Source organism: Maribacter litopenaei (assembly GCF_025244665.1).
In the GTDB taxonomy this organism is placed as follows: Bacteria; Bacteroidota; Bacteroidia; order Flavobacteriales; family Flavobacteriaceae; genus Maribacter; species Maribacter litopenaei.
Window position 1 is genome coordinate 1364908 of the sequence record NZ_CP104205.1, and the last position, 26140, is coordinate 1391047.

At 36.7% G+C, this 26140-nt stretch carries 19 protein-coding genes and 5 pseudogenes; 9 read left to right on the forward strand and 15 right to left on the reverse strand.

From position 1 onward, the window contains the following. Positions 1–16 precede the first annotated feature (16 nt). Positions 17–1294: a murein biosynthesis integral membrane protein MurJ gene (gene murJ / locus NYZ99_RS07320; RefSeq protein WP_260574649.1), complete on the reverse strand. Its 1278-nt coding sequence runs from the start codon at positions 1292–1294 to the stop codon at positions 17–19. A 688-nt stretch (positions 1295–1982) separates the two neighbouring features. Here murJ and NYZ99_RS07325 point away from each other — a divergent pair. Then, entirely contained in the window at positions 1983–2750 is a 768-nt protein-coding gene (locus tag NYZ99_RS07325; protein ID WP_260575209.1) for a sugar-transfer associated ATP-grasp domain-containing protein, read from the forward strand. Positions 2751–2798: 48 nt separating this feature from the next. On the opposite strand, the gene NYZ99_RS07330 is transcribed toward NYZ99_RS07325, so the two are convergent. Genes NYZ99_RS07330 through NYZ99_RS07340 form a run of 3 tightly spaced genes read right to left on the reverse strand, consistent with a single transcriptional unit; the run spans position 2799 to position 6691 of the window. Continuing rightward, positions 2799–3899, reverse strand: coding sequence for a glycosyltransferase (locus NYZ99_RS07330; RefSeq protein WP_260574651.1), 1101 nt, complete (start codon positions 3897–3899; stop codon positions 2799–2801). A gap of 7 nt (positions 3900–3906) precedes the next feature. Next, positions 3907–4863 (reverse strand): ATP-grasp fold amidoligase family protein, encoded by a 957-nt coding sequence (locus NYZ99_RS07335; RefSeq protein WP_260574652.1) that lies wholly within the window; start codon positions 4861–4863, stop codon positions 3907–3909. Between the two features lie 46 nt (positions 4864–4909). Next, the gene (locus NYZ99_RS07340) at positions 4910–6691 is read right to left on the reverse strand and encodes a hypothetical protein (protein ID WP_260574654.1); all 1782 of its coding nucleotides are present in this window, start codon (positions 6689–6691) and stop codon (positions 4910–4912) included. 510 nt (positions 6692–7201) lie between these two features. Between NYZ99_RS07340 and NYZ99_RS07345 the strand changes: the two genes are divergently transcribed. Next, positions 7202–7804 carry an acyltransferase gene (locus tag NYZ99_RS07345; RefSeq protein ID WP_260574655.1) on the forward strand — a complete coding sequence of 201 codons (603 nt, stop codon included), beginning with the start codon at positions 7202–7204 and terminating at the stop codon, positions 7802–7804. A gap of 20 nt (positions 7805–7824) precedes the next feature. Here NYZ99_RS07345 and NYZ99_RS07350 read toward each other — a convergent pair whose 3' ends face one another. The 6 genes and pseudogenes from NYZ99_RS07350 to NYZ99_RS07375 form a co-directional block, all read right to left on the reverse strand. Then, positions 7825–9105 carry a nucleotide sugar dehydrogenase gene (locus NYZ99_RS07350; protein WP_260574657.1) on the reverse strand — a complete coding sequence of 427 codons (1281 nt, stop codon included), beginning with the start codon at positions 9103–9105 and terminating at the stop codon, positions 7825–7827. A 172-nt stretch (positions 9106–9277) separates the two neighbouring features. Next, positions 9278–10270, reverse strand: a pseudogene (locus NYZ99_RS07355) (SDR family oxidoreductase). A 79-nt stretch (positions 10271–10349) separates the two neighbouring features. Next, positions 10350–10958, reverse strand: coding sequence for a hypothetical protein (locus NYZ99_RS07360; protein ID WP_260574659.1), 609 nt, complete (start codon positions 10956–10958; stop codon positions 10350–10352). Positions 10959–11623: 665 nt separating this feature from the next. Then, entirely contained in the window at positions 11624–12604 is a 981-nt protein-coding gene (locus NYZ99_RS07365; RefSeq protein WP_260574660.1) for an MBOAT family O-acyltransferase, read from the reverse strand. Between the two features lie 145 nt (positions 12605–12749). Continuing rightward, a pseudogene (locus NYZ99_RS07370) lies at positions 12750–13781 on the reverse strand (NAD-dependent epimerase/dehydratase family protein). Then, a pseudogene (locus NYZ99_RS07375) lies at positions 13778–15175 on the reverse strand (nucleotide sugar dehydrogenase). Before NYZ99_RS07375 ends, NYZ99_RS07370 begins: the two co-directional pseudogenes overlap by 4 nt. 276 nt (positions 15176–15451) lie before the next feature. On the opposite strand from NYZ99_RS07375, the pseudogene NYZ99_RS07380 reads away from it, so the two are divergent. From NYZ99_RS07380 to NYZ99_RS07395, 4 genes and pseudogenes are all read left to right on the forward strand, one after another. Continuing rightward, positions 15452–16540, forward strand: a pseudogene (locus NYZ99_RS07380) (DegT/DnrJ/EryC1/StrS family aminotransferase). After that, positions 16537–18480 (forward strand): polysaccharide biosynthesis protein, encoded by a 1944-nt coding sequence (locus NYZ99_RS07385; RefSeq protein ID WP_260574661.1) that lies wholly within the window; start codon positions 16537–16539, stop codon positions 18478–18480. Before NYZ99_RS07380 ends, NYZ99_RS07385 begins: the two are co-directional and overlap by 4 nt. A 40-nt stretch (positions 18481–18520) precedes the next feature. Further along, positions 18521–19357, forward strand: a complete 837-nt coding sequence (locus NYZ99_RS07390; RefSeq protein ID WP_260574664.1) for a polysaccharide biosynthesis/export family protein — start codon at positions 18521–18523, stop codon at positions 19355–19357. Further along, on the forward strand, positions 19354–21720 hold the full coding sequence (locus NYZ99_RS07395; protein ID WP_260574669.1) for a GumC family protein: 2367 nt from the start codon (positions 19354–19356) through the stop codon (positions 21718–21720). Before NYZ99_RS07390 ends, NYZ99_RS07395 begins: the two co-directional genes overlap by 4 nt. Positions 21721–21831: 111 nt before the next feature. Here the strand turns inward: NYZ99_RS07395 and NYZ99_RS07400 are convergent, their stop codons facing one another. The 4 genes and pseudogenes from NYZ99_RS07400 to mnmE form a co-directional block, all read right to left on the reverse strand. After that, positions 21832–22146 carry a CpsB/CapC family capsule biosynthesis tyrosine phosphatase gene (locus tag NYZ99_RS07400; RefSeq protein ID WP_260574670.1) on the reverse strand — a complete coding sequence of 105 codons (315 nt, stop codon included), beginning with the start codon at positions 22144–22146 and terminating at the stop codon, positions 21832–21834. Further along, on the reverse strand, positions 22115–22474 hold the full coding sequence (locus NYZ99_RS07405) for a CpsB/CapC family capsule biosynthesis tyrosine phosphatase (protein WP_260574671.1): 360 nt from the start codon (positions 22472–22474) through the stop codon (positions 22115–22117). The genes NYZ99_RS07400 and NYZ99_RS07405 overlap by 32 nt, the downstream gene beginning before the upstream one ends. A 20-nt stretch (positions 22475–22494) precedes the next feature. Then, complete coding sequence (locus NYZ99_RS22835) at positions 22495–22812, reverse strand: tRNA modification GTPase (RefSeq protein WP_420845192.1); 318 nt, start codon at positions 22810–22812, stop codon at positions 22495–22497. A 159-nt stretch (positions 22813–22971) separates the two neighbouring features. Continuing rightward, positions 22972–23901: pseudogene (gene mnmE / locus NYZ99_RS07410) on the reverse strand (tRNA uridine-5-carboxymethylaminomethyl(34) synthesis GTPase MnmE); the annotation flags it as partial. A 97-nt stretch (positions 23902–23998) separates the two neighbouring features. Here mnmE and NYZ99_RS07415 point away from each other — a divergent pair. From NYZ99_RS07415 to NYZ99_RS22840, 3 genes are all read left to right on the forward strand, one after another. Next, positions 23999–24409 carry a hypothetical protein gene (locus NYZ99_RS07415; protein ID WP_260574673.1) on the forward strand — a complete coding sequence of 137 codons (411 nt, stop codon included), beginning with the start codon at positions 23999–24001 and terminating at the stop codon, positions 24407–24409. Between the two features lie 71 nt (positions 24410–24480). After that, entirely contained in the window at positions 24481–24741 is a 261-nt protein-coding gene (locus tag NYZ99_RS07420) for a DUF4870 domain-containing protein (RefSeq protein ID WP_420845193.1), read from the forward strand. Positions 24742–24767: 26 nt separating this feature from the next. Beyond that, a complete protein-coding gene (locus tag NYZ99_RS22840; RefSeq protein WP_420845218.1) occupies positions 24768–24845 on the forward strand; it encodes a hypothetical protein in 78 nt (25 codons plus the stop codon). Between the two features lie 71 nt (positions 24846–24916). Here NYZ99_RS22840 and dnaN read toward each other — a convergent pair whose 3' ends face one another. Next, positions 24917–26035: a DNA polymerase III subunit beta gene (gene dnaN / locus NYZ99_RS07425; protein ID WP_260574674.1), complete on the reverse strand. Its 1119-nt coding sequence runs from the start codon at positions 26033–26035 to the stop codon at positions 24917–24919. Positions 26036–26140 lie beyond the last annotated feature (105 nt).

A 26140-nucleotide genomic window follows, 5' to 3' on the forward strand; every position in this document is an offset into this window, starting at 1 on the left:
CGTTGTTTATGTAAAATTATTGCACGCTTGTTTTAATATTTTCCCCTAGTCTTTTCAAATACAAATACATGATTAAACTTTTGATAACCGTGACTATAGTAGTGCAAATGGCTATTCCAAAAACACCATAAAATTTCATAAGAATGTAGTCCAATATAATATTCAAAATTAAAGCTATTAATGCTATATACGCCATAATACTGTTCTTATTTATACTGGTGGCAAAATTGACCATAATCATACCTGAAATTTTAAAGGGAATGTAAGCTAAAAATATTTTTTGAATGGTAGACACAATGTGCGTGTCTTCTGCTGTAAACTCATTTCTCTGAAATAGTAAAGCCACAACAAAATCAGACAATAGAATACCTAATATGGTTATAATGGTTAAACCTAAAAAAAGCCATTTTAGATTTTTAAAAAGATTTTCAAAGGCCAATTTTCTATTATTAATCACCGTTTTGGAAAAATAAGGCAGCAGTACGGTAGAAAAAGCCACTAGTAAAAGGCTACTGGTGAAAGCAGGGATTTTAAGCCCGTAATTGAGTGCCGCAATGGATCCCACGAGTAATTGTGCGGCAAAGAACTGATCAACAACGGAGTTCATTGCTGTTAAAAATCCCGACGATATTTTTGCAGGAATTTGTTTAAATGCAATTTTGATATTTTTATTTTTTAAATCGACCTTTCCGAGTATTATTAATTTTTTTTTGGAAGCAATCGTAATCAAATATAAAACACTAAAAAATGCACCTATCGTGGTGCCCCATGCCAATAAAGTATTCGATTTATAATCATTAAAAAAATATATACCTAGCACAATACAAATTGGTGTAAAAATACCGGAAAATGAACTTAAACGGTATTCATCATTAACATTTAAAAGAGCACCTGTTACAGAAGACATACCCCACAGGAAAATGGCAGGTAAAAGGATATATAGTTGCTCCTTTACCATGTAATAAAATTCCAAGGATTTGTTAGGGTATAAAATTTCGAGAAATGTATCTGTCGATATAAATGCAATGAAGACAAAAAAAACGCTTACCACCGTAGTGACAACTAAACTGGTAGCCTGAAAAGCCCCAATATTTCCTTTTTGGTTTAATTCAATTATGTAATTAGGAATAAAAACACTTTTAAAAGATCCTAAAAAAACAGTGTTAATTACGCCAGGAATCAATAATGCTACAAAAAAGGTATCTAATTCTAAAGATAGCCCGTAAAAGGAGGCCACTATGGATTCCTTAAAAAAACCAAGAATACTGGTAACAAGAGTTACGCCGCTTACCAAAAAAAAATTTTGTAAAACTTTTTTGGACACGAGTATCTTTATTTTTTTTCGGAAATAATTTAAAATTGATTTTATTTTTAATCTCATAAACATCTATTCGTACAAAGTTGGATTAATCATTCTGCGTCCTTTGTAATGATTAGTTAAAAAAGTTTTAACCCATCTCACACCTATTTGTTGTTCTTACAAAATTAAGCTTACTTCAAGAGGAATCGTATAATCTGAGGAGTCTTTTTGTGAATGGCAAATGGTATTAAAGTTGTAAAACCTAACCTATAATGCTTTCAAAATTAGTTGTTAAATAGTTCAATGATATTTATAAAAGATGAAAGTAATTAAAAGTTAGATTAAAGTGTAAATTTGGTTTTTCAAAGCTATATTTACTTTTAGTTTAATAGAGAATATAAAATCAAATGAAATATCTTTTAAGCCTAAGAGATTTTGCGGAAAACTATCTAAAGAATCCTTTTGCTAATTATTTATATAGTCGAATACTATATAAAAAAATTGACCTACTTAATAAAGAAAAGAATTCTCCACATTTAGAGCAGGAACAAATTAAAAGAATTAGAGAAGTTTACAATGGATACGGAAAAAAAAGAATATCTACTTCATGGCACAGATTTTACTTCGCTTGTAATGGTGAATTTTCACCATATTACATACCGAAACTCTTTTTTATACGGAAATTGAACCTCAACTAAATAACAAAACCTATAAAAAAGTACTTTCGGACAAAAATCTATTGGAATATCTTTTTAATGAGGTAAAACAACCAAAGACCATACTTAAAAATATTGGTGGACTATTTCAAGCAGATAATAAGTTAATTAGTATAAATCAGGCAATAAAACTTTGTGAATCTTCCAATGAAATAGTTATAAAGCCATCTTTGGATTCAGGTGGTGGAAAAAATGTTCGAGTTTATAATGTAGAAGATTTATTAGGTAGCGGTGAAAGTTCCTTTATTGAATTATTTAAATTATATAAAAAAGACTTCATAATTCAAGAACGGGTTAATCAGAATGAATTAATGGCTGCACTAAATCCTTCGTCTTTGAACACATTTAGAGTCATGAGTTTTATTAACAATGATAGAGTCAATATATTGTCTTCAATTATTCGAATGGGCCGAAAAGGAGCATTTACTGATAATTCATCCAGTGGAGGTATTTCTTGTGGAGTTAATTATGATGGGACTTTAACTGCAATGGGTTTTACATCTAATGGAAAACCCTATTATGAAACAGATAGTGGACTTGAATTTAAAGAAGTAAAACTACCTTTTATGGATAAGGTAAAAGAATCAGTTACTTTACTTCATCAGAAAGTCCCTTATTTTAGATTAGTATCTTGGGATTTGGCTATTGATGATAATGCTAATGTAATTCGGTTGAAATTAATGTATGGGGCCAAGATATTAATTTCCATCAATGGAACAATGGGCCGGTCATAGCAAGGTTGCTAAATTTTTGTTACGATAAATAGCTTAAAGTTTGTTATGCTATTTTAGCACATTTTCAATCAGTCTCTCCCATTGGACTACTACATTTTTGGTTTCTAAATGCATTACAGCAGTTGGGGCATTTTTTGAAAATTGAAGTATTAAATCATCATCCGTAATCAACTTATTAAGCTTTTCTTCAAATTCGCTTTGGTTGTTAACGCTTGTCAAAAATCCATTTGTACCATTTATAATTATTTCAGAAGGTCCTGTAGGGCAATCTGTAGAAATACAGGCCATACCCATGTACATTGCTTCAATTAAAGCATTTGGAAAGCCCTCAAATAAAGAAGGAAAAGCAAAAATTTTTGCTTTTTTATAAAATGGAATTACATTCTTTTGTAAGCCCAATAATTCTATTTTTTCACTCATTTTGAGGTCAACAATTAATTCTTTGTAAAACAATTCCATTGGATCAGTACCGATAAGCTGTAACTTCCAATTTTTTGGATTGATATTAGCAAAAGAACGTATAAGCATTTCTTGGCCCTTTTGAGAAGTTAATCTACCTACATTAAGTATAATATTTTCTTTTTTTTGCTTTTTACTTGAGTTCTTTTCATCAGAAAAAGTATTAAAAATAGGGTTTGGTAAAATGATAATTTTTTTATTAGGCATCCATTTCGTAAAAAATTTCTTTATCGGTTCAGTCTGTACGATTAAATAGTTGCTCAACGGATAAATAATTCTCTTGAGTATTTTCCAAACCTTATTTGTCTGTGCTTTTGATGGATCAATACGTTCACTAATAATTGTTGGTAATCCCAACCTTTTGCCAACCAAAACAGTTAAAATATTTGAGTTGGTCATGAAACCAATGATAACATCTATTTTGTTTTTCTTTATGAGCTTTAGTATTTTGCGATAAAGGAAATAATTGTTTCTTATAGCCTGCCAGGCATTAACGCTGCTCAAATTGCTGTCACAACAAAATTCTAAGTTAACTCTAGCATCTATAACATAAAAAGGCCTTTTTTTGGAATAAGTAATTATTGTCAAATTGTGCTTTTCAATCAATTCGTTACAAAGAGCACTTACAACTCTTTCTGCTCCACCGGCTTGTAAAGAAGGTATTACAAAGGCAATGTTTGATTTCTTCAAAGAAATATTATTTTAATTTTGGCAATTCAAGTTCTTTCCCTAGAAGAGTGTCCCATTTAGATGGTAAAATGGGCCTATTTCCACCATTATGGTGTAAGGTTAATTCCCCAAAATACAATTGATTTTTATAGATATACCAATCGGCTCTTAAATAGGGAAAGCTGGCAGTAAGCTTTTCGGACAATTCACACATTTCATCTAAAAGATCTGGCCTTTCGATATCCTCTTCATTTGGATCGGTAAATTTCCCATCACCTAAAATTGACGACCATCTATAGGGTTCACGTTGCCATTGACGGTTGTACCAGTTTCTAAAATGCTTTCCTGTATTTCTACCCATATCTACGTTAATCATCCTAACCTTACCGTTAAAACAATGAACTTTATAGTCTGCGGGTAGTGAACCTTCATTATCCGTTAATAGTTTTTCAACAATAATTCGCGGTGAAATATTCCTATATTGACGCTCACGACCATCCCAATAGAAGTTTTGAGACATGCGCGCTCGCAGTATATTTTGAATAGTTATCCAATTATGATTGTCATATTTATTATAGATAATAATTCCTCCAGAACTGTCATGATTTGTTTTAATAATACATGGGATATCTGGTAAATTTTCCGGTACAATTTCTTTGTAATTTTCTGTTGCGAAAAATAAAGGTATAAGGTATTTATCACCTATTTTCTCTGAAATATAATTGCGTACTTCATACTTGTCCGCAAATTGAGTGAAGGATGAATCCCAAAAGTTAAGTTTTAACCAATTAATTTTCTCATTGAGAGTAACCGGATTTTTTAGATCTGGAATATAACCAAATGACTTTTTGAATTTTTGTAGTGTAAACGCCTCTCTTGAAAGATACTTTTTGTGAAGTATATATTGGTAGATACGTGCAAATGGTTTTATGATATAAAATCCTAAACTGGATTTTTGATAGAGTGATTTGAAAAGATTTTTCACATTTTTTTTTAAAACACGATAAATATATAGCTAAAAAAAAAAATAATTAAAAAAGACGTTCAAAAGAACGCCTTTTTCGAGAAGATACAAGATTTATTGTCTCGGCCAACCAGTTAAAATAAACTTCAATATTTGTATATCCATCACCATCATAATCTCCATTTGCACTTTCACTTAAGTTTCCAAAATAACTTTTTTCCCATTCATCTGACATCCCATCATTATCAGTGTCAAAATTAGTAGGACGCGTTGTACTAACTTTTTTGGGAATAATTAATGAGTCAAAACCACCGTAATTATTAAAGTAGTCAGATATAGCCTTTTCATCGTAAGAATCTTGGTGTATACTATTTCCTGGACCTTTGTCCCTAAAAACTCTGTTTTGAATTCCTGATTGTGTAGTTTCCCATTCTGTAATCAAGCTGTTAGTAATTACCCTGTTATTCGAATTGTATTTTATAGCGTCTGCGTTATAAATATTATTGTCATGTGGATTTAATTGAATATTACTTTTAAAATAGAATGAACCGTCCGTTATTGATGCAGTTGGATTATTGATTTCATTTGGTTTCCAAGAGATTGCATAATTTCTAGGTTTATTGTTAATGAAGGATTTGTATATATTTCCAATAACATCGGCATTATTACCCCAAACAACATTCATTCCTTCTTCATAACCATATATGATATTATTTATATACTCAGAGGTTTCCCCATTCATACCGTACCCGACCAATATATTTCTGTCACTAGTATGTGAAAGATAATTTCCTATGAAAGAAATATTATAATTTTTTTTACCAAAAAGAACATTTCTAAAATTATCGTTATTAGTAATCATACAGTTTTGAACTGAGCTATTAGTCAAGCCTTGTAAAGCAAAGTTTTCATCAGAGCCATTCGAAATAGATACATGATCAATAATAACATTTTTCAGATTGTATTTGTTAGTGTTGTACCAAGGATTTACAACCTGAAGAGCGTCCATAGCACTCACATTATTATCATCAACACGAAAAGTCAAATACCTTAATATTACATTGCTCGCTTGAATGTCCAATAAGGCACCATAACCAGAAGAATACTGACCACTTGTTCTGATTGTAATACCGGGATATGGAGCCGTTTCACCAGCAATTGTTACATTTTCTCTTAAGATATTCGTGGATGGATCAGCATTGCTATTGCCAACTCCTAATTTAATCATCTTGTCCACCTTAATTTCTCCTCCAACGTCAAATACAATAATTCTTGGTCCATTTGTTTCTATTGCATCTCTAAAACTTCCGGGCCCACTATCATTTAAGTTGGTCACATGAATAACAGTACCTCCTCGGCCTCCAGTGGTATATTTTCCAAAACCTTCGGCACCAGGAAAGGCCAATAACTCGCCCATATCTACAGGAGAAATGGTTACGGTAGCTTCCTGTCGAGAGACCTCTTCGTCGGGGGTTGTAACCTCCGTAGTATAGGTAAATGTATCCTCAAGGGGCGTTTCCGAAGTTTCTGTGTTGGTTGAAGTTTCCTCCGTTGGAGGTGTTATAGTTTGTGGGGTATAGGTAAGTGTATTATCATCATTGATAACCACCTCGCCATTTTGGGGTGTTGAGGTCCCCACTATAGTAACTTGGACATCACTATTAAAGTTATCATTGTTTAATACATCCATAATGATGCTGGACTGACCGTTTCCAATAAAAAATTGATCATCGACCAACAGTGCAATACTTTCTAAGTCACCATTTTTGGCAATCACATAATCCGATAACAAGTCGGCATCTTTGGAGCAGGCTGTGACAAATAAAATCAATGATAATAGCAAGCTCATCTTTTTTAGGGTGGGGTTCAAGGAATTCATAAGTAGGTTAACAAAAGGGATTTTTAAGGTTTTACTATTTGGGACACAATTATAACGTTTAATTTTATCGAATCGTTTAAAAGCACTTTTTTTTCGACGAACTGCACTTTTTGTTTATTTCAATTAAAATTAAAATCTTTTGAGTTAAAAATTGAGGTCCATTTTTAAACTCAAGTAGGTACGCAAATCAACGACGTTTTAGATCTCTTTGTCGATGCCTTTAACATTTTATTTTCAATTTATTCGATGAATTGCACACTTTTGTTCCCAAACCGTGTTTAAAAGCTAAAAAAAGTTCTATTTAAGACATCAATATTAAAAGAATACCGAAACAATATCTTTATGATTTAAACGATTTAATAAATTTAATAGGATTGCAAGTGGATTTTTAAAATAACACCTGAGTTCATAAATAATATGATAATCAATTTTTAAAAATTAATTTAACTACTGACTTTTATCATTTGAAAAACTGTATTGATGAATTTTTTACATAATACCTATTCTATAATTTTAAGAAAATTAAAGATAAATCTGTTTTTGTTCAAGTTGCGAAGGAAAAAAATTAAACTTGGAGAAAATGTGATTTTTAAAGGAATTCCCCATATTCAAATACATGATAATGCAGAACTTAGCATTGCTGACAATGCCGTTATAAACTCCGAAAATAAAGGGTATCATTTAAGCATGTTCGGCCCTTGTAAGCTTATGTTAGACAGACCGACTTCTAAAATTCATATAGGATCGAACTCTAGAATTCATGGAAGCTGTATTCACGCTAAAAAGAGTATTGTTATTGGTGATAATTGCCTTGTTGCTGCCAATTGCCAAATTATGGACTCCAATGGCCATGATGCTTCCTTTCCAAATGTTCATGAAAGAATACATACCAGCGGAAAAGCAGCCGATATCGTTATTGAGGATAATGTATGGTTAGGAACAGGTGTCGTTGTTTTGCCAGGCGTGACCATTGGATACGGTAGTATTATATCGGCCAATAGTGTAGTGCACAAAAATATCCCCGCCATGACGGTCGCTGGCGGGAATCCAATACAAATTATAAAAAGCTATGCTGAAAAATGATTGCCACTTAAGATAGCCATCTAGAGTCTTCCGTCAACTTTTTGAGGCAGCACCCCCTTAACGTCATATATAACTCCATTCTTTTTTATCACATTACTAAAATCCAAATCCAAAAATGCCTTGTGCGCTACTGTCAACACCACAGCGTCAAATTTCTGCTGAGGCATGGTATTAGTAATATTCATTCCATATTCATGGATCACTTCCTGTGGTGATGCCCAAGGGTCAAAAACGGTGACATCCGTGCCATAACTTTTCAAGTTGTTGATGACGTCTACTGCTTTGGTATTTCGTACATCCGGGCAGTTCTCCTTAAAGGTGATGCCCAACACCAAAATCTTGCTTTCCTTGATACGGATGTCCTTTTGCACCATTAATTTTATAATTTCGGAAGCCACATATTTTCCCATGGTGTCGTTCATGCGGCGACCGGCCAAAATGATTTCCGGATGGTAGCCATATTCCTGGGCTTTTTGGGCCAAATAATAGGGGTCGACCCCAATACAATGCCCTCCCACCAAACCGGGTTTGAAAGGTAGAAAGTTCCATTTGGTGCCTGCGGCTTCCAATACCTGATGAGTGTCAATGCCCATGAGGTTAAAAATTTTGGCCAATTCGTTGACAAAGGCAATGTTGATGTCCCTTTGGGAATTTTCTATTACTTTGGCCGCTTCCGCTACTTTAATTGTGGGTGCCAAGTGGGTACCCGCTGTAATTACCGATGCATAGAGGGCATCCACCTTATTGCCCACCTCCGGAGTGGATCCTGAGGTTACCTTTAGGATTTTTTCTACGGTGTGTTCTTTATCACCCGGGTTGATACGCTCCGGGGAATAACCCGCAAAGAAATCCGTATTGAATACCAAGCCGCTTTCTTTTTCCAAAACGGGAATACACTCATCCTCCGTGACGCCCGGATAAACGGTAGACTCATAAATCACTGTGTCTCCTTTTTTTAAGACCTTCCCTACGGTTTCACTTGCTTTGTACAAAGGTGTGAGTATGGGCCTATTGGTACTGTCGACAGGCGTAGGTACGGTCACAATATAATAATTGCAATCCGCGATATCCTCTAATTTGTTGGAACAATAGAGACCGGTTTCCATTTTCGATTCGGAAACCAATACTTTTTGAAGAATATCGTCTTCCACCTCCAAGGTACTGTCATGCCCTCCCATTAGTTCTTTAATACGGGCTGCATTGATGTCGAACCCTATGACAGGGTATTTGGTAGCAAATAATCGGGCCAGGGGCAGCCCCACATAGCCCAATCCTATAATGGCAATTTTAGTGTTGTTCATGTTTTATTTTTTAGCTTTTAGCCATTGGCATTTGGCTCTTGGCTTCTTTTCTTTGTTTATAAATGCTATTGGCCGCTGGCTGTTGGCCTTTAGCAATCCGTTTTTAGTTTTAACTATTGGTAATTTGTTGTCGGATGTTCGTAATTTATAAATTCTTCTAATTGCTAACAATCTATTTTCGCAAATTCTCCCAGTACCAAGCTACGGCTTCTTTGAGTCCTGTCTTGATATCGTATTCGGGGCATATCCCAATAAATTTTTTGCTTTATCGATGGAGGCCGGAGAGTGGGGGACATCGCCTTTACGTTCCGGGCCATAAATTGTATCCACATTTTTTATTTCGGCATCATATTCACCTAGATATTCCTTTAAAAGGGTGACTAGCTCCTTCAAATCCGTACGTTCCCCATAGGCGACGTTGTATACAGTATTTATCGCTTCAGGATTAGATTCAATCATAGCGAGAATATTCATCTGTACCACATTGTCTATAAACGTAAAATCTCTCGGAAAAAGATCCATCTCCATTGATTACAGGAGATTCATGCTGCATCAACTGCAGCACAAATTTTGGTATAACCGCAGCATAAGCCCCATTGAAATCCTGTCTGCGTCCAAATACATTAAAATAGCGAAGTCCAACGGTTTCCATGCCATAGGTTTTGGCAAAAACATCCGCATAGAGTTCATTTACATATTTTGTAATGGCATAAGGCGACAACGGTTTTCCGATACTATCCTCTACTTTGGGCATGTTGGTGGAATCCCCGTACGTGGAAGAACTGGCCGCATAGACGAAACGCTTCACCTGTTGATCTCGTGCCGCGACCAACATATTCAAAAACCCGGAGACGTTGACCTCGTTACTGGTGATGGGATCGTTAATAGATCTTGGAACAGAGCCCAGGGCTGCTTGGTGCAAGACGTAGTCCATATCCTTACAAGCTGTCCGGCAGATATCCAAATCACGAATATCTCCCTCAAGTAGGCTGAAATTTGAATCATCTAAAAAAGGCTCAATATTCTCCCTTTTCCCCGTGGAGAAGTTGTCCAAACAACGCACAATATTTCCGTTATTTAGAAGTGTTTCACAAAGGTTGGACCCAATAAATCCTGCCCCTCCAGTTACCAAAATTTTGAATTGTGATTTTATATTAAAAGACATTATTATTTATCTGAAGTTTTAGAATTGTGTTTTTGACATTAAGACTTAACAATATAAAGTAAATTTAACTGGGGTCTTTTTATAAATTCTGCATTCTAATTTGAATTTCTCTTGTGAAAGCCTCCGCACCCTTTGATGATAAGTGGGTATTGTCTTTCCAATTTTCCAAGGACTTTTCTTTTTCAAAGAAATCACTTAAGTTCCAGTATGTAATATTTTTCTCCTTGAGTATGCGAATTAGGGCTAAGTCGTCTTCCTTACAATCATCCCTATAAATAGGGGATGTGTAGAAAATTAGCACTTTGTTATTTGTTTCACAAAAAGTTTTTATTTCGTCTATATAACTTGAATATATTGAATTTATCGAAAGAATGCTATCACAATTTCTTGTCGTCCATCTATCCAGTAGCTGGTTGAATTTTTTCCTCTGATTATCAGACACTACTAATGGGTCATAACCCGAGTATTTTTTAAAATCGTACTGTGGTTTTACAAAGTTCTTGAGTATTCCAAGTAGGCGACCGTTATAGGTTTGGCTCCAAAAAATTTTATGTAGAATATTATTTTGCCCCAATAAATCTAATTCATTCCTAATAACTTCATTTTGATGATAAAATAAATTTAGACTTGCAACATCTTCACCTAAATAGTTTTGATTAAAGGCATTATAAGGTGAAATATGAACCAAAAAAGTTTGTTTTAAATTTTTGGGAGTTGTTTTGATTAAAGCCGAAGTATGGGCAATTTTGGTCCCATCCACTCCAATATTGAAGGAGTTATCAGCTATTTTTTTGGGATTAATGTGATGATTTGCTCGAATTCCCAAAAACTATAAAATCAAGTTGATTCCTTTTGTAATAAAAATTGATTAATTTTTCCACCACTTTGACCTGTATAAACTTTTTGACTGATTTTGTTAATTCCAAAGTAGACTAGTTTGTCTAATAAAAAAAGAAAAACCACAGATACTAAAAACAATTTTATCAAATAAGTCAATGATGATTTATTCATGGCCTTAAAATTGAAAATAAATAAAGTTACTGGAAGTAGAGTAGAAGAGGTTTATTAAAATTACAGTGATGCCACAAAAAATCACAAGCTTCCAAATGCTGTAATTTTCGCCTAAATTTTCCAAATGTGTATTGGTTTTGTAAAGAAAGGTATCAAACGCGATTCCCAAAAATAGTACTACAAGGGAATTGGTCATGACGTTTATATCTCCAACAAAGGGCAAAGATGGCACAAAAAAGATAATCTTATTTAACGCAATTAGTGCAGAATCAAAGGTTTGTGCCCTGAAAAATATCCACGCCAAAATGACGATGCCAAAGGTGACAGGTCTTCCTAAAAATTTCAGTTTTTGTAAGAAACTAAATTCGGATTGGATTTTAAGAACTTTTCAATACCAAGCACGAGTCCATGTATACCTCCCCAAATGATAAAGTTCCAGGAGCTGCCATGCCACAGACCTCCCAGTAACATAGTCAGCATTAAGTTTCGATAGGTAATTTTTATACCTTTTCTATTACCCCCTAATGAAATATATAAATAGTCCCTTAACCAATAGGATAAGGACATATGCCATTTACGCCAAAATTCTGTCAGGGATTTGGAGAAATAAGGTAAATTAAAGTTTTGATGAAATTTAAAACCCATTAATTTGGCAGTACCGATGGCAATATCCGAATAGCCTGAAAAATCAAAATAAATTTGAAACGCATAGAAAATGGTAGCTAAAAGTATGGTACTTGAGTTATATAGGCTCGTATCCGAATAAATCGTATCCACATAGATTGCCAATGTATCGGCAATAACTATTTTTCTGAACAAACCAATAAGTATTTGAACAATACCTTCATTGAACCATTCTTTTTTAAAAAATCTTTTTTTCTCAATTTGAGGTAATAGATTTGATGCTCTCTCTATGGGTCCTGCCACTAATTGTGGAAAAAAAGCGATATATGTAAAAAAGGACAATATGTTATTCGTGGGTTTAAAGTCTCTCCGATAAATATCAATCGTATAACTCAAGGTTTGAAATGTGTAAAAACTAATCCCTACGGGAAGAATAATATCCAAGGTTAAATCATTTGGTTGCCAGCCAAAAATACCAACCGCTTGCACAAAGGAATCAACAAAGAAGTTGTAGTATTTAAATATGGAAAGAAAACCTAAATTGGCAACAAGGCTTATGATTAGCCATAATTTTCGTTGTCTCTCGGTTTCAGCATTATAAATTTTGAGTCCTGCAGTATAGTCTATAATTGAACTAATAATAATCAACGATAGAAAACGCCAATCCCACCAGGCATAAAATATATAACTTGCAACCAATAATAGAATATTTTGGAATCTAAGATTGTTGTTGAGCACCCAATACAAAACAAAAACTGTTGGGAAAAAAATGAGGAAATCTATCGAATTAAATAGCATTTTAAAGTATGGAGATTAACGTAAATCGGATATTAGAAATACCATATTAGCCTTTATAACCGTAAAAACTTTTATACCAATTTACAAAACGTTGTACCCCTAATTTTATTGGTGTATTGGGCCGATAATCGTAATCTATAATTAAATCACCAACGTTCGCCCAGGTTTTTTCCACATCGCCTGGTTGCATTGGAAGCATTTCTTTTTGAGCTACCTTACCCAAACTTTCCTCAATGGCCGTTATAAAATCCATCAGTTTTACGGACTTGCTATTTCCTATGTTATAGACGCTGTACAGTTTTTCTGAAGATACATTTTGTTCCAAAGGTGTCTCTAGGATTCGTACGACTCCTTCCGTAATATCATCTATATAGGTAAAGTCCCTCTCCAGGTTGCCATTGTTGAAGACCTTGATTGGTTTGTTATTCATAATGGCATCTGTAAACAAGAACATGGCCATATCCGGCCTGCCCCAAGGGCCATAGACCGTGAAAAATCGAAGCCCGGTGGATTTAAACCCGTATAAATGACTGTACGCATGCGCCATAAGCTCATTGCTCTTTTTTGTGGCAGCATATAAACTCACCGGATGATCCACAGAATCCGTCGTTTCAAAGGGTATTTTTTCATTCAGGCCATAGACACTAGAGCTACTGGCATAGACCAAATGTTTTATGTCATAATTTCTACAGCACTCCGAATATTTAGAAAGCCTACCAAGTTACTATCCACATAGGCTTCTCGGATTTTCAAGGCTGTATCTAACCCCCGCTTGTGCGGCCGGATTGCAAACAGTATCAAAACTGTATTTTTTACATAGCTCAGGAAGATTTTCACGATCTTCCAAGGCCATGCGTATGAAGGAAAAACCGGTATGGCTAGTACTGGTTGTCTCTTTGTTCCACTGTTCGGCTTCTTTTTGGGCCACTCCCAATTGTTCCAAACGGGCAAATTTTAGACCAACATCATAGTAATCATTGATATTGTCCAAGCCTATAACCGTATGCCCCTTTGCCAACAAAGATTTAGATACAAAAAAGCCTATAAATCCAGCGGCACCTGTTACCAAAATCTTCATGACTGCCCTATTTTGTAATAGTTGAACCCAATTTCCTCCATAATCCTGGTATCCAAAATTCGTCTGCCATCAAATACAAAGGCAGGCTTTAGCATTTGGTCATAAATGGCTTTCCAATCATAGGTTTTAAACTCGTCCCATTCCGTAACAATGGCAATGGCATGGGCATCTTTTGTAACTGCTATGGGGTCTGTGGTAACCTTCAATAGTTTTCTATTTTCTTCAGGAGCCCGCGTACCCAAGTAGTCCAAATCCGCATAAATCCTATCTTCACTCACTTTGGGGTCATACACCAAAATTTCCGCGCGTTCCTCCAATAACGCATCTGCTACCGCAATGGCCGGGGATTCACGGGTGTCATTGGTATCCTTTTTAAAGGCCCATCCATACAAAACGATTTTTTTGCCTGAGACCGTATTGTAGAGGGTTGAAATAATAGTGTCCGCAAACCTTCTTTTTTGGTAGTCATTGGCAATCACCACCTGCTCCCAGTAATCGGCCACTTCGTTCAGTCCATAGGATCTTGCTATATACACCAGGTTTAGTATGTCCTTTTGAAAACAAGACCCTCCAAAACCTACGGAAGCATTTAGGAATTTTGGCCCTATTCTACTATCGTAACCTATGGCCCTGGAAATTTCCTGTACATTGGCATCGGTCTTTTCGCATAAGGCTGAAATAGTATTGATAGAGGATACCCGTTGGGCCAAAAAAGCATTGGCTACCAATTTTGAAAGTTCGGAGGACCAAACGTTGGTCTGCAGAATACGCTCCTTGGGCAACCAATGTTCATATACCGCACTTAAAGCGTCCTTAGCCTTTTGTCCTGAAGGGGTATCGTTTCCTCCAATAAGCACCCGATCGGCATTTAAAAGGTCATCAATGGCCGTTCCTTCTGCCGTAAATTCGGATTGGACAAAATCTCGAAATGGACAGAATTACCGGTATTGTCCAAAATATTCTGTATGGCCTGCGCGGTGCGCACGGGCAAGGTAGACTTTTCCACTACAATTTTATCGTCCTTGGCTACCTTGGCAATGTTGCGGGCACACAATTCAATAAATTTTAAATCCGCTGCCTGTCCTTTACCCTTACCGTATGTTTTTGTAGGGGTATTTACGGATATAAAAATCATTTGGGCCTCGTCTATAGCCTTGTCCACCTCGGTAGAAAAAAAGAGGTTCTTTCCCCTACTTTCCCCTACAATTTCCTTTAGACCCGGTTCGTATATAGGAAGATTATCCGGATTATCCGTATTCCACTGGGCAATACGGTCTTCATTGATATCTACTACGGTTACCTGAATTTCTCGGACATTTGTTCGCAATGACCGACATGGTGGGGCCGCCCACATATCCTGCTCCTATACAGCAGATTTTTGTAATCTTTTTCATTTCCTGATTTAGGGATTAAAAGACAAAGATGAAAAATAAAACAGGTTTTAAAAAGTGTATAGGTATGAAAAAGACCAAATATCCTTTCACCCCGATAAATGGAATCCGTAAAGTCCATTAACCGATAAATCTTGGACCTTAGACGAATTATGTCCTTAATAATGTTGATTGAGCACAGTATTGATTAATTTTGAAGCTATATTTGCAACCCTAAATTGTTACAACCGTTTGAAAACCATAGCAACACCTACTAAAGTCCGGCTGTCCTCACCCCATATGGGAGGAGATGAATTAAAGTACGTACATGAAGCTTTTGATACCAATTGGGTAGCACCCTTGGGCCCCAATGTGGATTCCTTCGAAAAGGCGATTGAAGCCGTATTGGGTAACGGAGTTTCCGTTGCAGCCTTGAGTTCCGGTACGGCAGCCATCCATCTAGGACTGAAATTGTTAGGTGTGGATCCTGGGGATGAAGTTTTGTGTCAAAGCTTTACTTTTTCCGCATCCGCGAATCCTATTTTATATTTGAGAGCCTCCCCAGTGTTTGTGGATAGTGAAATCGATACTTGGAATATTAGTCCGGAATTGCTACGGGAAGCAATAATCGATAGAATACAAAATTATAGGAAGCCAAAGGCCATCATTGCAGTGCATTTATATGGTATGCCCTACAAAATTGAGGAGGTCAAAGCCATTGCCGAGGAATTTGAAATTCCAATTTTGGAAGATAGTGCGGAGGCATTGGGAAGTTCCTATAAAGGAATTTCATGTGGTACTTTTGGTGACATTGGTGTTTTATCCTTTAATGGCAATAAAATCATAACTACTTCGGAGGTGGTGCCCTAGTCACCAAAGATGCATCTCTTCGGGACAAAGCAATTTTTTTAGCCACCCAGGCGAGGGACGAGGCCCCTCATTATCAACATAGTCATGTAGGATACAATTATAGAATGAGCAATGTGTTGGCAGGTATTGGTAGGGGACAGATGAATGTTTTAAAGGATAGGGTGGCCGCACGGCGTAAGAATTATGACTTTTACCTAAATTCACTAAGGGAAATAAAAGATATTTCCTTTTTGGCAGAACCAAAAGATTTTTTTTTCCAATCGATGGTTAAGTTGTATCTTAACATCTTCTTATGATATGCGAGAAACTTTGAGGATGGCACTGTTAGATGAAAATATAGAATCAAGGCCATTATGGAAACCACTCCATTTACAACCAGTGTTTAGGAAAGCTGAACAGTTTATGGATGGTACTTCCGAAGTATTGTTTGACAGAGGGTTGTGCCTGCCGAGTGGATCTAATTTATCCCAAGAGGACTTGGAACGGGTAGTAGAAACCATCAAAAGCGCTTTATCATGATACAAAAATACCTAACCTATAATGCAGAGCGCTACGCTTCAAAGTGGTTGGTTTTGATAATTGACCTCGCCACAATAGCCTTTGCCTTTGTATTGTCCTATTTGATACGGTTCAACCTTACCTTGGATTTTCAGGTAGAAAATTTGTTGGTGCAACTCCCCTTGGTGCTCATTACGGGGTTGATTTCCTTTTTGATTGTTGGTTCGTATAAAGGTGTGGTCAGACATACTGGGGTACGCGATGTCTACAATATCTTTAATGCTGTGTGCCTTTCCAGTATTTTGGTCATTTTTATTGTATTGGCCAATAGGATTTTTGGAGTTTTAAACCTATTTACAATTCCTTTATCCATCATCATTATAAACAGTTTGTTGACTTTTATTGGTCTTACAGCTTCTAGGTTCGTTTTTAAATCTATCTACAGCAGCATGCATCAAGGTACTAAAGCTTTTAAAAAGGTACTGATATATGGCGCAGGAGATTCCGGGGTACTGACTCATGGAGCCATTACCAACCATTCACAGAGCGAATATAAAGTGGTAGGTTACATTGACAGGGATGTTAAAAAAATAGGAAAGAACATTAATGGAGTTCCTGTTTTTTCCCGTAAGACAGTAACCGAGGAATTTATTGAGAAATATAATATTTCCGAAATTATTTTCTCTATACAAAATATCGATTCCTTGAAATTGAGGAAAACGGTAGAGGGATTAATGGATTTACCGGTAGTGGTAAAAATTGTGCCCCCTATTGAAAATTGGATCAATGGGGAACTAAAAGTTTCCCAAATAAAACAGGTGCAAATTGAGGATTTATTGGATCGTGCTCCCATAAAAATCAAGAACAGCAAGATAGAGATGGAACTTCTTAATAAAAGTATTATGGTGACTGGGGGAGCTGGTTCCATTGGAAGTGAAATTGTACGTCAAATCTGTTCGTATGCCCCTAAATCCCTTATAATTATCGATTCAGCGGAGTCCGCGCTGTATGATTTACAACAAGAACTGAAGCAAAACGGGTGTCATAACTTTATTCCCATAGTAAGCGATATCAGAGACAAGAATCGTATGAATGCCCTGTTTTCGGAGCACAAGCCAAATATGGTCTTTCATGCCGCTGCCTACAAACACGTACCCTTAATGGAGTATAATGCCTATGAGGCCATTAAAATCAATATTGCCGGTACCAAGACCATTGCCGATCTCTCCTTAATACATGGTGTGGAAAAGTTTGTGTTCGTTTCCACGGATAAAGCTGTAAATCCTACAAATGTCATGGGAGCTTCCAAGCGTATTGCAGAAATGTATATCAGCTGTATGCAAAAAGAGGAAAAGACGAAATTTATAACGACTAGATTTGGTAATGTATTGGGCTCCAATGGTTCCGTAATCCCACTATTTAGAAAGCAAATAGAAATGGGCGATCCTTTGACCCTGACCCATAAAGAGATTACCCGTTACTTTATGACTATACCTGAGGCGTCCCAGTTGGTACTGGAGGCGGGCGCCATGGGTGAAGGGGGAGAGATTTTTATCTTCGATATGGGCGAATCCGTAAAAATTTATGATCTCGCCAAGAATATGATTAAACTGTCCGGTTTACGCTACCCGGAGGATATCGATATTAAAATTACCGGTTTAAGACCTGGCGAAAAATTGTACGAGGAATTGTTAGCCAACGGTGAGAATACCCTGCCGACCTACCACCAAAAAATAAAAATCAGCAAGGTAAGGGAATTGGATTATGCCAAAGTGCGCTCCAAAATTGATGAATTGTGCATTACCAACATGTTCTTTAATGGAAACACCATTCAATTAATGAAGGAAATTGTCCCGGAATATGTTTCCAAAAATTCTACACTTTGTGAGTTTGATAGAAAGCCAAATTCGGATGTTCAAAGTCATAAGGCGAATCCCAACCTAAAAATTGTACAACCTTAATATTTCATACCCTTGCGGGTAAAATTCATGCTATCTTATTATGTTCAAAATCACTTCTTTTTTCAAGGTATTGGCCGTGATTGTCTTCACGGGAGCTTTATTCACTTCTTGTGGATCAAGCAAGGATATTGTGTATTTCCAAGATGCACAGAATTATGAAACTATTGTTAGTGATAACAGTTATGTCAACACCTTTAAAATTGACGATGTGGTACGTATCAATGTTTCAACACTGGACCAGGCAGCGAGTGCTCCATTTAATATTTTTATGGGGGTACAACAGGAAACCAATTTACCAGGTTTGAATAGTGGAAATAGACCGACCCAGCTAGACTATATCGTGGATAAAAAAGGGGAAATAGACTTCCCAGTTTTGGGAAATATAAAAATATTGGGTCTTACTCCCGAGGACACCAAGGAATTGCTTAAGGAAAAATTGAAGCCCTATCTTAAAGATCCCATCATCAATATTCGATTGGTAAATTTTACGGTCACGGTTTTAGGTCAGGTCAATAGACCTGGGACCTATCAAGTGAATGGAGAGCAGATAACCGTATTGGAGGCTATAGGTCTTGCCAGTGATCTGGGTATCAAAGGAAAACGCGATAATGTGTTGGTCATTCGAGATTTTAATGGAACAAAGGTGTACACACGAATTGATTTGACCAGTAAGGAGGCATTGAACTCACCTGTCTACTATTTGACTCAAAATGATGTAGTGTATGTTGAGCCAAACCGATCCGCTGTATCTCAGTCTACTTTGGATAATAGAGCTGGGCTTGCCGTATCCATTGCTTCTTTGCTCATTACGACTACGGTTATTTTATTGACCGTGAAATTAAAAACCCATTCATTTGCTTTCAATAGTATTCTATGACTTTTTCCAATAAAACCGAGGATTTAAAAAAAATAGTCAATACCTATACCAAACAGTGGAAGTGGTTTGTTCTTTGTGGAATAATCGCTTTGGCCGTTGCTTTTGTAAAAATTAGGTACACTATTCCTGAATATGCCGTACAATCGCAAATACAGATTGTTCAGGAAAAAAATTCTACGAACGAATTAAGTGTTTTTCAAGATTTAAATTTAGTAGGTGGAGGTTCTAATCAAGTAGAGGATGAGATTGAAATTTTGGCATCAAGGTCCAATTTTATCGAAGTGGTCAAAGAGTTGGGCATTAATATTCAGGTAACCGCTCTTGGTAAGATTATAAACTCTGAAGTCTATGGTAATCCACCTTTTAAATTGAATTTTATTTCGGCAGACTCCGTTGTAAACAGTGCTAAGTATGGTTTCTACATAGAATCTACCTCAGAAACAACTTTCTCCATTAAGGAACAAGAGGATGCTCCCTCCAAGGTGTATTCCTATGGGAATGGAGTACCTACTCCCTTGGGTGATATGATCATCACACCAAACATTAAAGAACCCAAAGGTCTTATAGGTAATGAATACTATATTTCCCTTTCTCCTGTTGAAAATGTAGCGCGCTCCTTAAAGGCAGCCGTTTCCGTAACACCTGCTGAGGAGTTCTCCAATATTTTGGATATTTCCATGACAAGTGCCATTCCTCAAAAAGCGAAAGATATTATCGATAAATTAATAGAGGTCTATAATAGGAATGCGATTGAGGAAAAAAAACGGATTGCGGATACTACCTCCGAATTTATTAATAATAGGATTCAAATGATATCCGGAACTTTAAGTACCGTTGATGAGGATGCGCAGCAACTTTTGACGGAAAAAGGAATGACCGGATCAGGTTTGGAAGTTGGTGCGGCCGTACAGGTTAGTGCAGGAAGTCGACAGAACTTGGAGAATGCTAGGATTCAACTACAAATGGTCAGTGGTCTAAAGGAATATGTGGATGGGGAAACAGGATATGAGGAAATGCCCGTGGTGGATGTAGGCAACGGGGCAATCTCCCAAGCAACTATGCAATATAACCAATTGGTGGCAGAACGAAAGCGTCTACTTAAAAGTGCAGATGAGCAAAACCCCATGATTGTCAATTTGGACGAGCAATTAGACGGTTTGAAAAATACCATGCAGTCCAGTTTGGCTTCCTTGGAACGAAATGTAGGGATGAACGTAAGTACCTTACAAAGTCAGCTGGGAAGAATACAGGGAACGATTTATTCCGCTCCCGAAAACCAAAGGGAACTCCGAAACATTACAAGAAAGCAGGAGACTACGGAGTCTCTCTATTTGTATTTGTTGCAGAAAAGGGAGGAGTCCCGGATTGCCTTTGCCTCTGCAGAGCCCAAATCGAATGTTATTGACAAGGCCTACGTAGCCAGTCCTGTTCCGGTTAAGCCTAAAAAGACAATTATCTATTTAGCCGCCCTAATGCTAGGTATGTTGGTTCCTTTTGGGGCTATCTATGGTAAGGACCTTTTGGATACAAAAATCCATAACAAACACAACTTAGAAGATATTACCAAGGATGTGCCTGTGTTAGGCGAGCTTCCCAGATTAGGCAAGAAAGATTCAAAGTTAATCGTGAAGGATGATCGTTCAGTTCTAGCAGAGGCTTTGCGGATACTGAGAACCAACTTGGATTACCTCATAAAATCCAAAACAGCAATTGATAACAAAAAGAACAATAGAATATTTATAAGTTCCAGCGTACCGGGTGAAGGTAAGACCTTTATCTCTACCAATCTAGCGATGATATTGTCCAGTACCAATAAAAAAGTACTCCTAATAGGAGCTGATATTAGAAACCCCAAGTTTTATTCCTTTTTTACTGGGGACTCCATTGATAAATTGAAAAGTGCAAGTAATAACAAGGATGCAGGACTTACGGAGTTTATTTTTAATAACAACATAGAAGTAAGGGATATTATCAACCCCATGTTGGTACATCATAATACCATTGATGTCATCTATTCTCGAAAGATTCCCCCCAACCCGGCAGAACTTCTAATGAGCTCCAGGGTTGAGGAATTGTTTGAGAAAGTTTCCGACATGTATGATTATGTCATAGTCGATACGGCTCCGTTAATGGTTGTTAGTGATACCCTATTGATCACCCCTTATTCAGATTTTTTAATTTATGTTACTCGGGCAGGGATTACAGATAAAAATGCTGTCGAATTTCCATTGCAATTAAAGGAGGAAGGAAAATTAAAAAACCTATCCTTTGTTGTGAACGACGTTAGTTTGGATAATCTGGGTTATGGTGGAAAATATGGCTATGGCTATAGTAAAACCACTAAGAAGTGGTGGAAATTCTGACATAAACTTAACTACTGAAATTATAGGTTGTCCTTTCGATAATAGGCACTAATAATTCAATTTGCGACTCTTTTAGTTGCATTTCCTTTAGGGCATTTAGTTGTGCTGGTATTATGGATATCTGTCGCAATAAAATCCAGTAGATTGTTGTCTAATAAGGATAAGGTGGTCTTCTGAACCTCTTTTCCATAATATCCGAGATATGGACAATATGTTCAATTGAAGTAGCATTCCCTTCTTTTTGTAGTTTTCAAAGGATTTCATTTTTCCATGAAGAAAATTATAGCGTTCAGGGTGCGCTAAAATAGGGTAGAGGTTTTTTTCGGAAATTCTTTCTACCATTTCAAATAAATTTAATGAGGGTTGCAGATAGGACATTTCTATCAAGATATAGTTATTCGCAAGTCTCATTATCTCGGTTTTCATCCAATCTATTTTCAAAACCGGCGTCAATCATATGTTCCGCGGCTGCCTGGATATGAACACGCTTTAATTCGTTCATTTTTAAAGCATTTTGAAGTAAACCCAAGGAGTTGTTGATTGTCTCGGGAGTATTTGGGTAGTAGTTTTCCATGATATGGGGCGTACAGATAAAATCCGTAACACCAAATTCACCAAAACCCTTAATAAGTGCCAATGAATCCTCCACACTTTTTGCGCCATCGTCAATACCCGGTAGGATATGATTATGAATATCCACAAAGCCCTCCAAATGGTCAATTAAGTATCTTTTTTTCGTGAAAAAACTGAACATCTAACTAGTATTAATTGATTTTACTTACCGATGCAAAAATTGGCAAAAATGTTTCCCAATAGTTCATCATTGGTAACTTCTCCGGTTATTTCCCCTAAATGATATAAAGTTTCCTTTACATCGATAGCCATAAGGTCACTAGAGAGGTCTTCGGTTATGCCCATTTGGACTTTTTCAATGGACTGTAATGCTCGCAAAAGAGAATCATAATGCCTACTGTTCGTGACAATAGTTTCATTATTTCTCAGGGCACCAGTATTTATTAATTGTAATAACTGGTGTTGTAACTCCTCAATCCCATGCCCTGTTTTTGCCGATATTAAGTGTGCTTTATGCAATATTGCCTTAACAATCTCCTTTGCTTCTTCCGTGAGGACATCGGATTTATTTATTAATAGAATGAATGGCTTTTCTCGGATTCTTCTTCCTAATCTTCCCGGCTTCTGATTGAATCCTGTTTAATATAGCTCCATAGGAATCAACTTTAGTCAAGGTACTTCCATCCACCAATAAAATGACTATTTGTGATTGTATTATTTTTTCAAAAGTCTTTTTAATACCTATACTTTCTACGACATCTTCTGTTTCCCTAATACCCGCCGTATCGATGAACCGAAATCCTATTCCACCAATTGTAATTTCATCTTCTATACTGTCCCTAGTGGTACCGGCAATATCCGAAACTATAGCCCGTTCTTCATTCAGTAATGCGTTTAAAAGTGTGGATTTGCCTACATTGGGTTCGCCCACTATGGCTACGGGAATACCATTTTTGATGACATTGCCCATGGCAAATGAATTGACGAGTCTCTTCAATACTTCTTGAATGCGATTGACTAGAGATTTAAACTGAGTACGATCCGCAAACTCAACATCCTCTTCGGAAAAGTCTAGTTCCAACTCAATCAGTGAAGCAAAGTTTAACAATTGTTTCCTCAAATTCGGATTTCGTTACTGAACCCCCCACGCATCTGCTGCATGGCTATGTGATGGTTGGATTCATTATCCGAGGCAATTAGATCGGCAACGGCTTCGGCCTGACTCAAGTCCATCTTGCCATTTAAAAATGCCTGCAGGGTAAACTCTCCTGCTTCGGCCATTCGGCAACCATTTCTTAGAAAAAGTTGGATGATTTCTTGTTGAATATAGGGTGAACCATGACAGGAAATTTCTACAACATTTTCACCCGTGTACGAATATGGCCCCTTAAAAATGGAGACCAATACTTCGTCCAATACTTTTACACCATCAACAATATGGCCCAAATGTATAGTATGGGTTTTCTGCTTATTTAGGTTCTTCCCACTTACAGATTTAAAAAGTTTGGACGTTAAGGAGATGGCATCCCTTCCCGAAACTCTAATAACGGCAATGGCTCCAGCTCCTGAGGCTGTTGCCAATGCTACTATTGTTTCGTCTCTTTTCATGCTGCAAAAATAATCAATTAGAAAGTAGTCTTCCCTTGATTTTCGAATGAGGGCATTTATTTTTAAATTCAGCTAAAAAGAAAAAATAAGTTCAAATATGAAAATCGGTTTTATTTACATTTTTCTTTTATTGGTATCCAACGTTATCTTATGCGCCCAGGATGGAACCACAGAATCAGAAAATTCCGTACGAAAACAAGAGGCTAGAGAACTAAAGGCGGTTAGGAGAGAGGTAGATAAAAAGGAAAAAAAGGGCAAAAAGGAGGCTCGGTTAGGTGAAGTAGCCAAAGAGGTGGAGAAATTAAAAAAAGAAATCTCGTCCACTGAAAAGGATATTGACAAATATGAAAAGCAGATAAAATCCCTAAATAGGAAAATTGAAAAGGGTACGGATAAGGGTAAGCTTTCTCCGAATGATATTGAAAGATTAAGGGATAAAATAGAAAAGTTGAATACCAAGCTCCTGAAGGAATCTAAAAAATTGGAAAAACTAGAGCGAAAGAAATAGATATTCGGTTTGTAACAAATCACACTTTTTTGCGTCCTATTGGTAGTTATTCATCTTAAAATCAATCAGAAATGGAAGTAGTAAATCAAAATATAGCACTTAGGGAAGACAAAAATCTTCTAGTGGTAGCACATTTAAGCCAATTCTTGGATTACATAACTGGATTTGGAGGACTCATAGTTCCTTTAGTAATATGGCTTAGTACTAAGGATTCCGTCATTGGTATGCACCAACACGGAAAGGCAATCATCAATTTTCAACTTAGTTTAATATTGTATGTAATAATTGGTATTCCGAGCATTTTACTTCGGGAGCTGGTATATTACTCTTGATTTTCGCGGGAATCTTGTCGTTTGTAATGCCAATAGTCAATGCAGTAAAAGCCGCTAATGGCGAGCCGCCCAGTTACTTTGGAACGATACGGTTTATCTCATAACAGAATTAAATACAAAACAAAGGGGAGCCAATTTGGCTCCCCTTTTCTTTTTATGGGTTGGATATTTAATTTTAATTGTTCAGCATAACCGGCATTACCAACATGGTAATATTTTCCCCTTCGTCCAAACCGTCTATAGGTGTTAGAATTCCTGCTCGGTTGGGTAAACTCATCTCCAGTGAGACTTCGTCAGATCCCAAGTTGTTCAACATTTCCACAAGGAATCTAGAGTTGAACCCAATTTGCATATCATCACCCTGATAGGAACAAGTCAGTCGTTCCTCCGCCTTGTTGGAATAATCAAGATCTTCCGCTGAAATATTCAATTCAGCCCCAGCAATCTTAAGCCGAATTTGATGTGTAGTTTTATTGGAGAATATAGATACCCTTTTTACAGAGCTTAAAAACTGACTTCTAGCTATTGTTAGTTTATTAGGGTTTTCCTTTGGAATAACCGCTTCGTAATTTGGATACTTGCCATCAATTAATCGACAAATAAGTTCGGTATCGTCAAAGGTAAATTTTGCATTACTGTCATTGTACTCTATTAACACATCGGATTCACTTCCTGCCAAAATGCCTTTCAATAATGTGAGGGGCTTTTTGGGCATGATAAATTCAGCAACCTCTGATGCGGTAACGTCCTCTCTTTGATATTTTACTAATTTATGCGCATCAGTAGCCACAAAAGTTAAACTTTCCGGTGAAAACTGGAAAAACACCCCACTCATTACCGGACGCAAATCATCATTACCCGCAGCGAAAATTGTTTTGTTAATGGCAGTAGCCAAAATATCCCCTAATAGAGTCGTTGAACTGGGACTGGAAAGCTCTACAGCTTTGGGGAACTCTGCCCCGTCTGCATAGGCCAGGGCGTATTTACCATGGTTTGAGCTGATTTCTACGGTATTATTATCTGCAACTATAAATGTCAAGGGTTGCTCGGGAAAAGTCTTTAAAGTGTCCAAAAGTAACCTAGCCGGAACTGCGATAGTTCCTTCATTATCGGAATCCACATTCAAAACAGAGCTCATGGTGGTCTCTAAGTCTGATGCCGACACTGTCAATTTATCTTTGTTGAGATCAAACAGGAAATTGTCCAAAATTGGAAGGGTGTTGCTATTGTTAATAACACCGCCCAATATTTGAAGTTGTTTTAATAAATAGGTACTGGAGACAATAAATTTCATTGGTCGTTCTCGGTTTTGTTTCAATCTCAAAAGCTTTCTTAACCTTTAGGAAAATACCCAATAGGTTGCCGCTTTTGCCATCAAACAAAGATATTTTAAAAGGAT

What these genes read in the sequence shown, in the direction of transcription:
- NYZ99_RS07340 (WP_260574654.1), bottom strand. Translation starts at nt 6,691, where the DNA reads ATGAGCTTGCTATTATCATTGATTTTATTTGTCACAGCCTGCTCCAAA.
- NYZ99_RS07345 (WP_260574655.1), top strand. Translation starts at nt 7,202, where the DNA reads ATGAATTTTTTACATAATACCTATTCTATAATTTTAAGAAAATTAAAG.
- NYZ99_RS07350 (WP_260574657.1), bottom strand. Translation starts at nt 9,105, where the DNA reads ATGAACAACACTAAAATTGCCATTATAGGATTGGGCTATGTGGGGCTG.
- NYZ99_RS07385 (WP_260574661.1), top strand. Translation starts at nt 16,537, where the DNA reads ATGATACAAAAATACCTAACCTATAATGCAGAGCGCTACGCTTCAAAG.
- NYZ99_RS07390 (WP_260574664.1), top strand. Translation starts at nt 18,521, where the DNA reads ATGTTCAAAATCACTTCTTTTTTCAAGGTATTGGCCGTGATTGTCTTC.
- NYZ99_RS07395 (WP_260574669.1), top strand. Translation starts at nt 19,354, where the DNA reads ATGACTTTTTCCAATAAAACCGAGGATTTAAAAAAAATAGTCAATACC.
- NYZ99_RS07400 (WP_260574670.1), bottom strand. Translation starts at nt 22,146, where the DNA reads ATGAAAACCGAGATAATGAGACTTGCGAATAACTATATCTTGATAGAA.
- NYZ99_RS07405 (WP_260574671.1), bottom strand. Translation starts at nt 22,474, where the DNA reads ATGTTCAGTTTTTTCACGAAAAAAAGATACTTAATTGACCATTTGGAG.
- NYZ99_RS07415 (WP_260574673.1), top strand. Translation starts at nt 23,999, where the DNA reads ATGAAAATCGGTTTTATTTACATTTTTCTTTTATTGGTATCCAACGTT.
- NYZ99_RS07420 (WP_420845193.1), top strand. Translation starts at nt 24,481, where the DNA reads ATGGAAGTAGTAAATCAAAATATAGCACTTAGGGAAGACAAAAATCTT.
- NYZ99_RS22840 (WP_420845218.1), top strand. Translation starts at nt 24,768, where the DNA reads ATGCCAATAGTCAATGCAGTAAAAGCCGCTAATGGCGAGCCGCCCAGT.
- dnaN (WP_260574674.1), bottom strand. Translation starts at nt 26,035, where the DNA reads ATGAAATTTATTGTCTCCAGTACCTATTTATTAAAACAACTTCAAATA.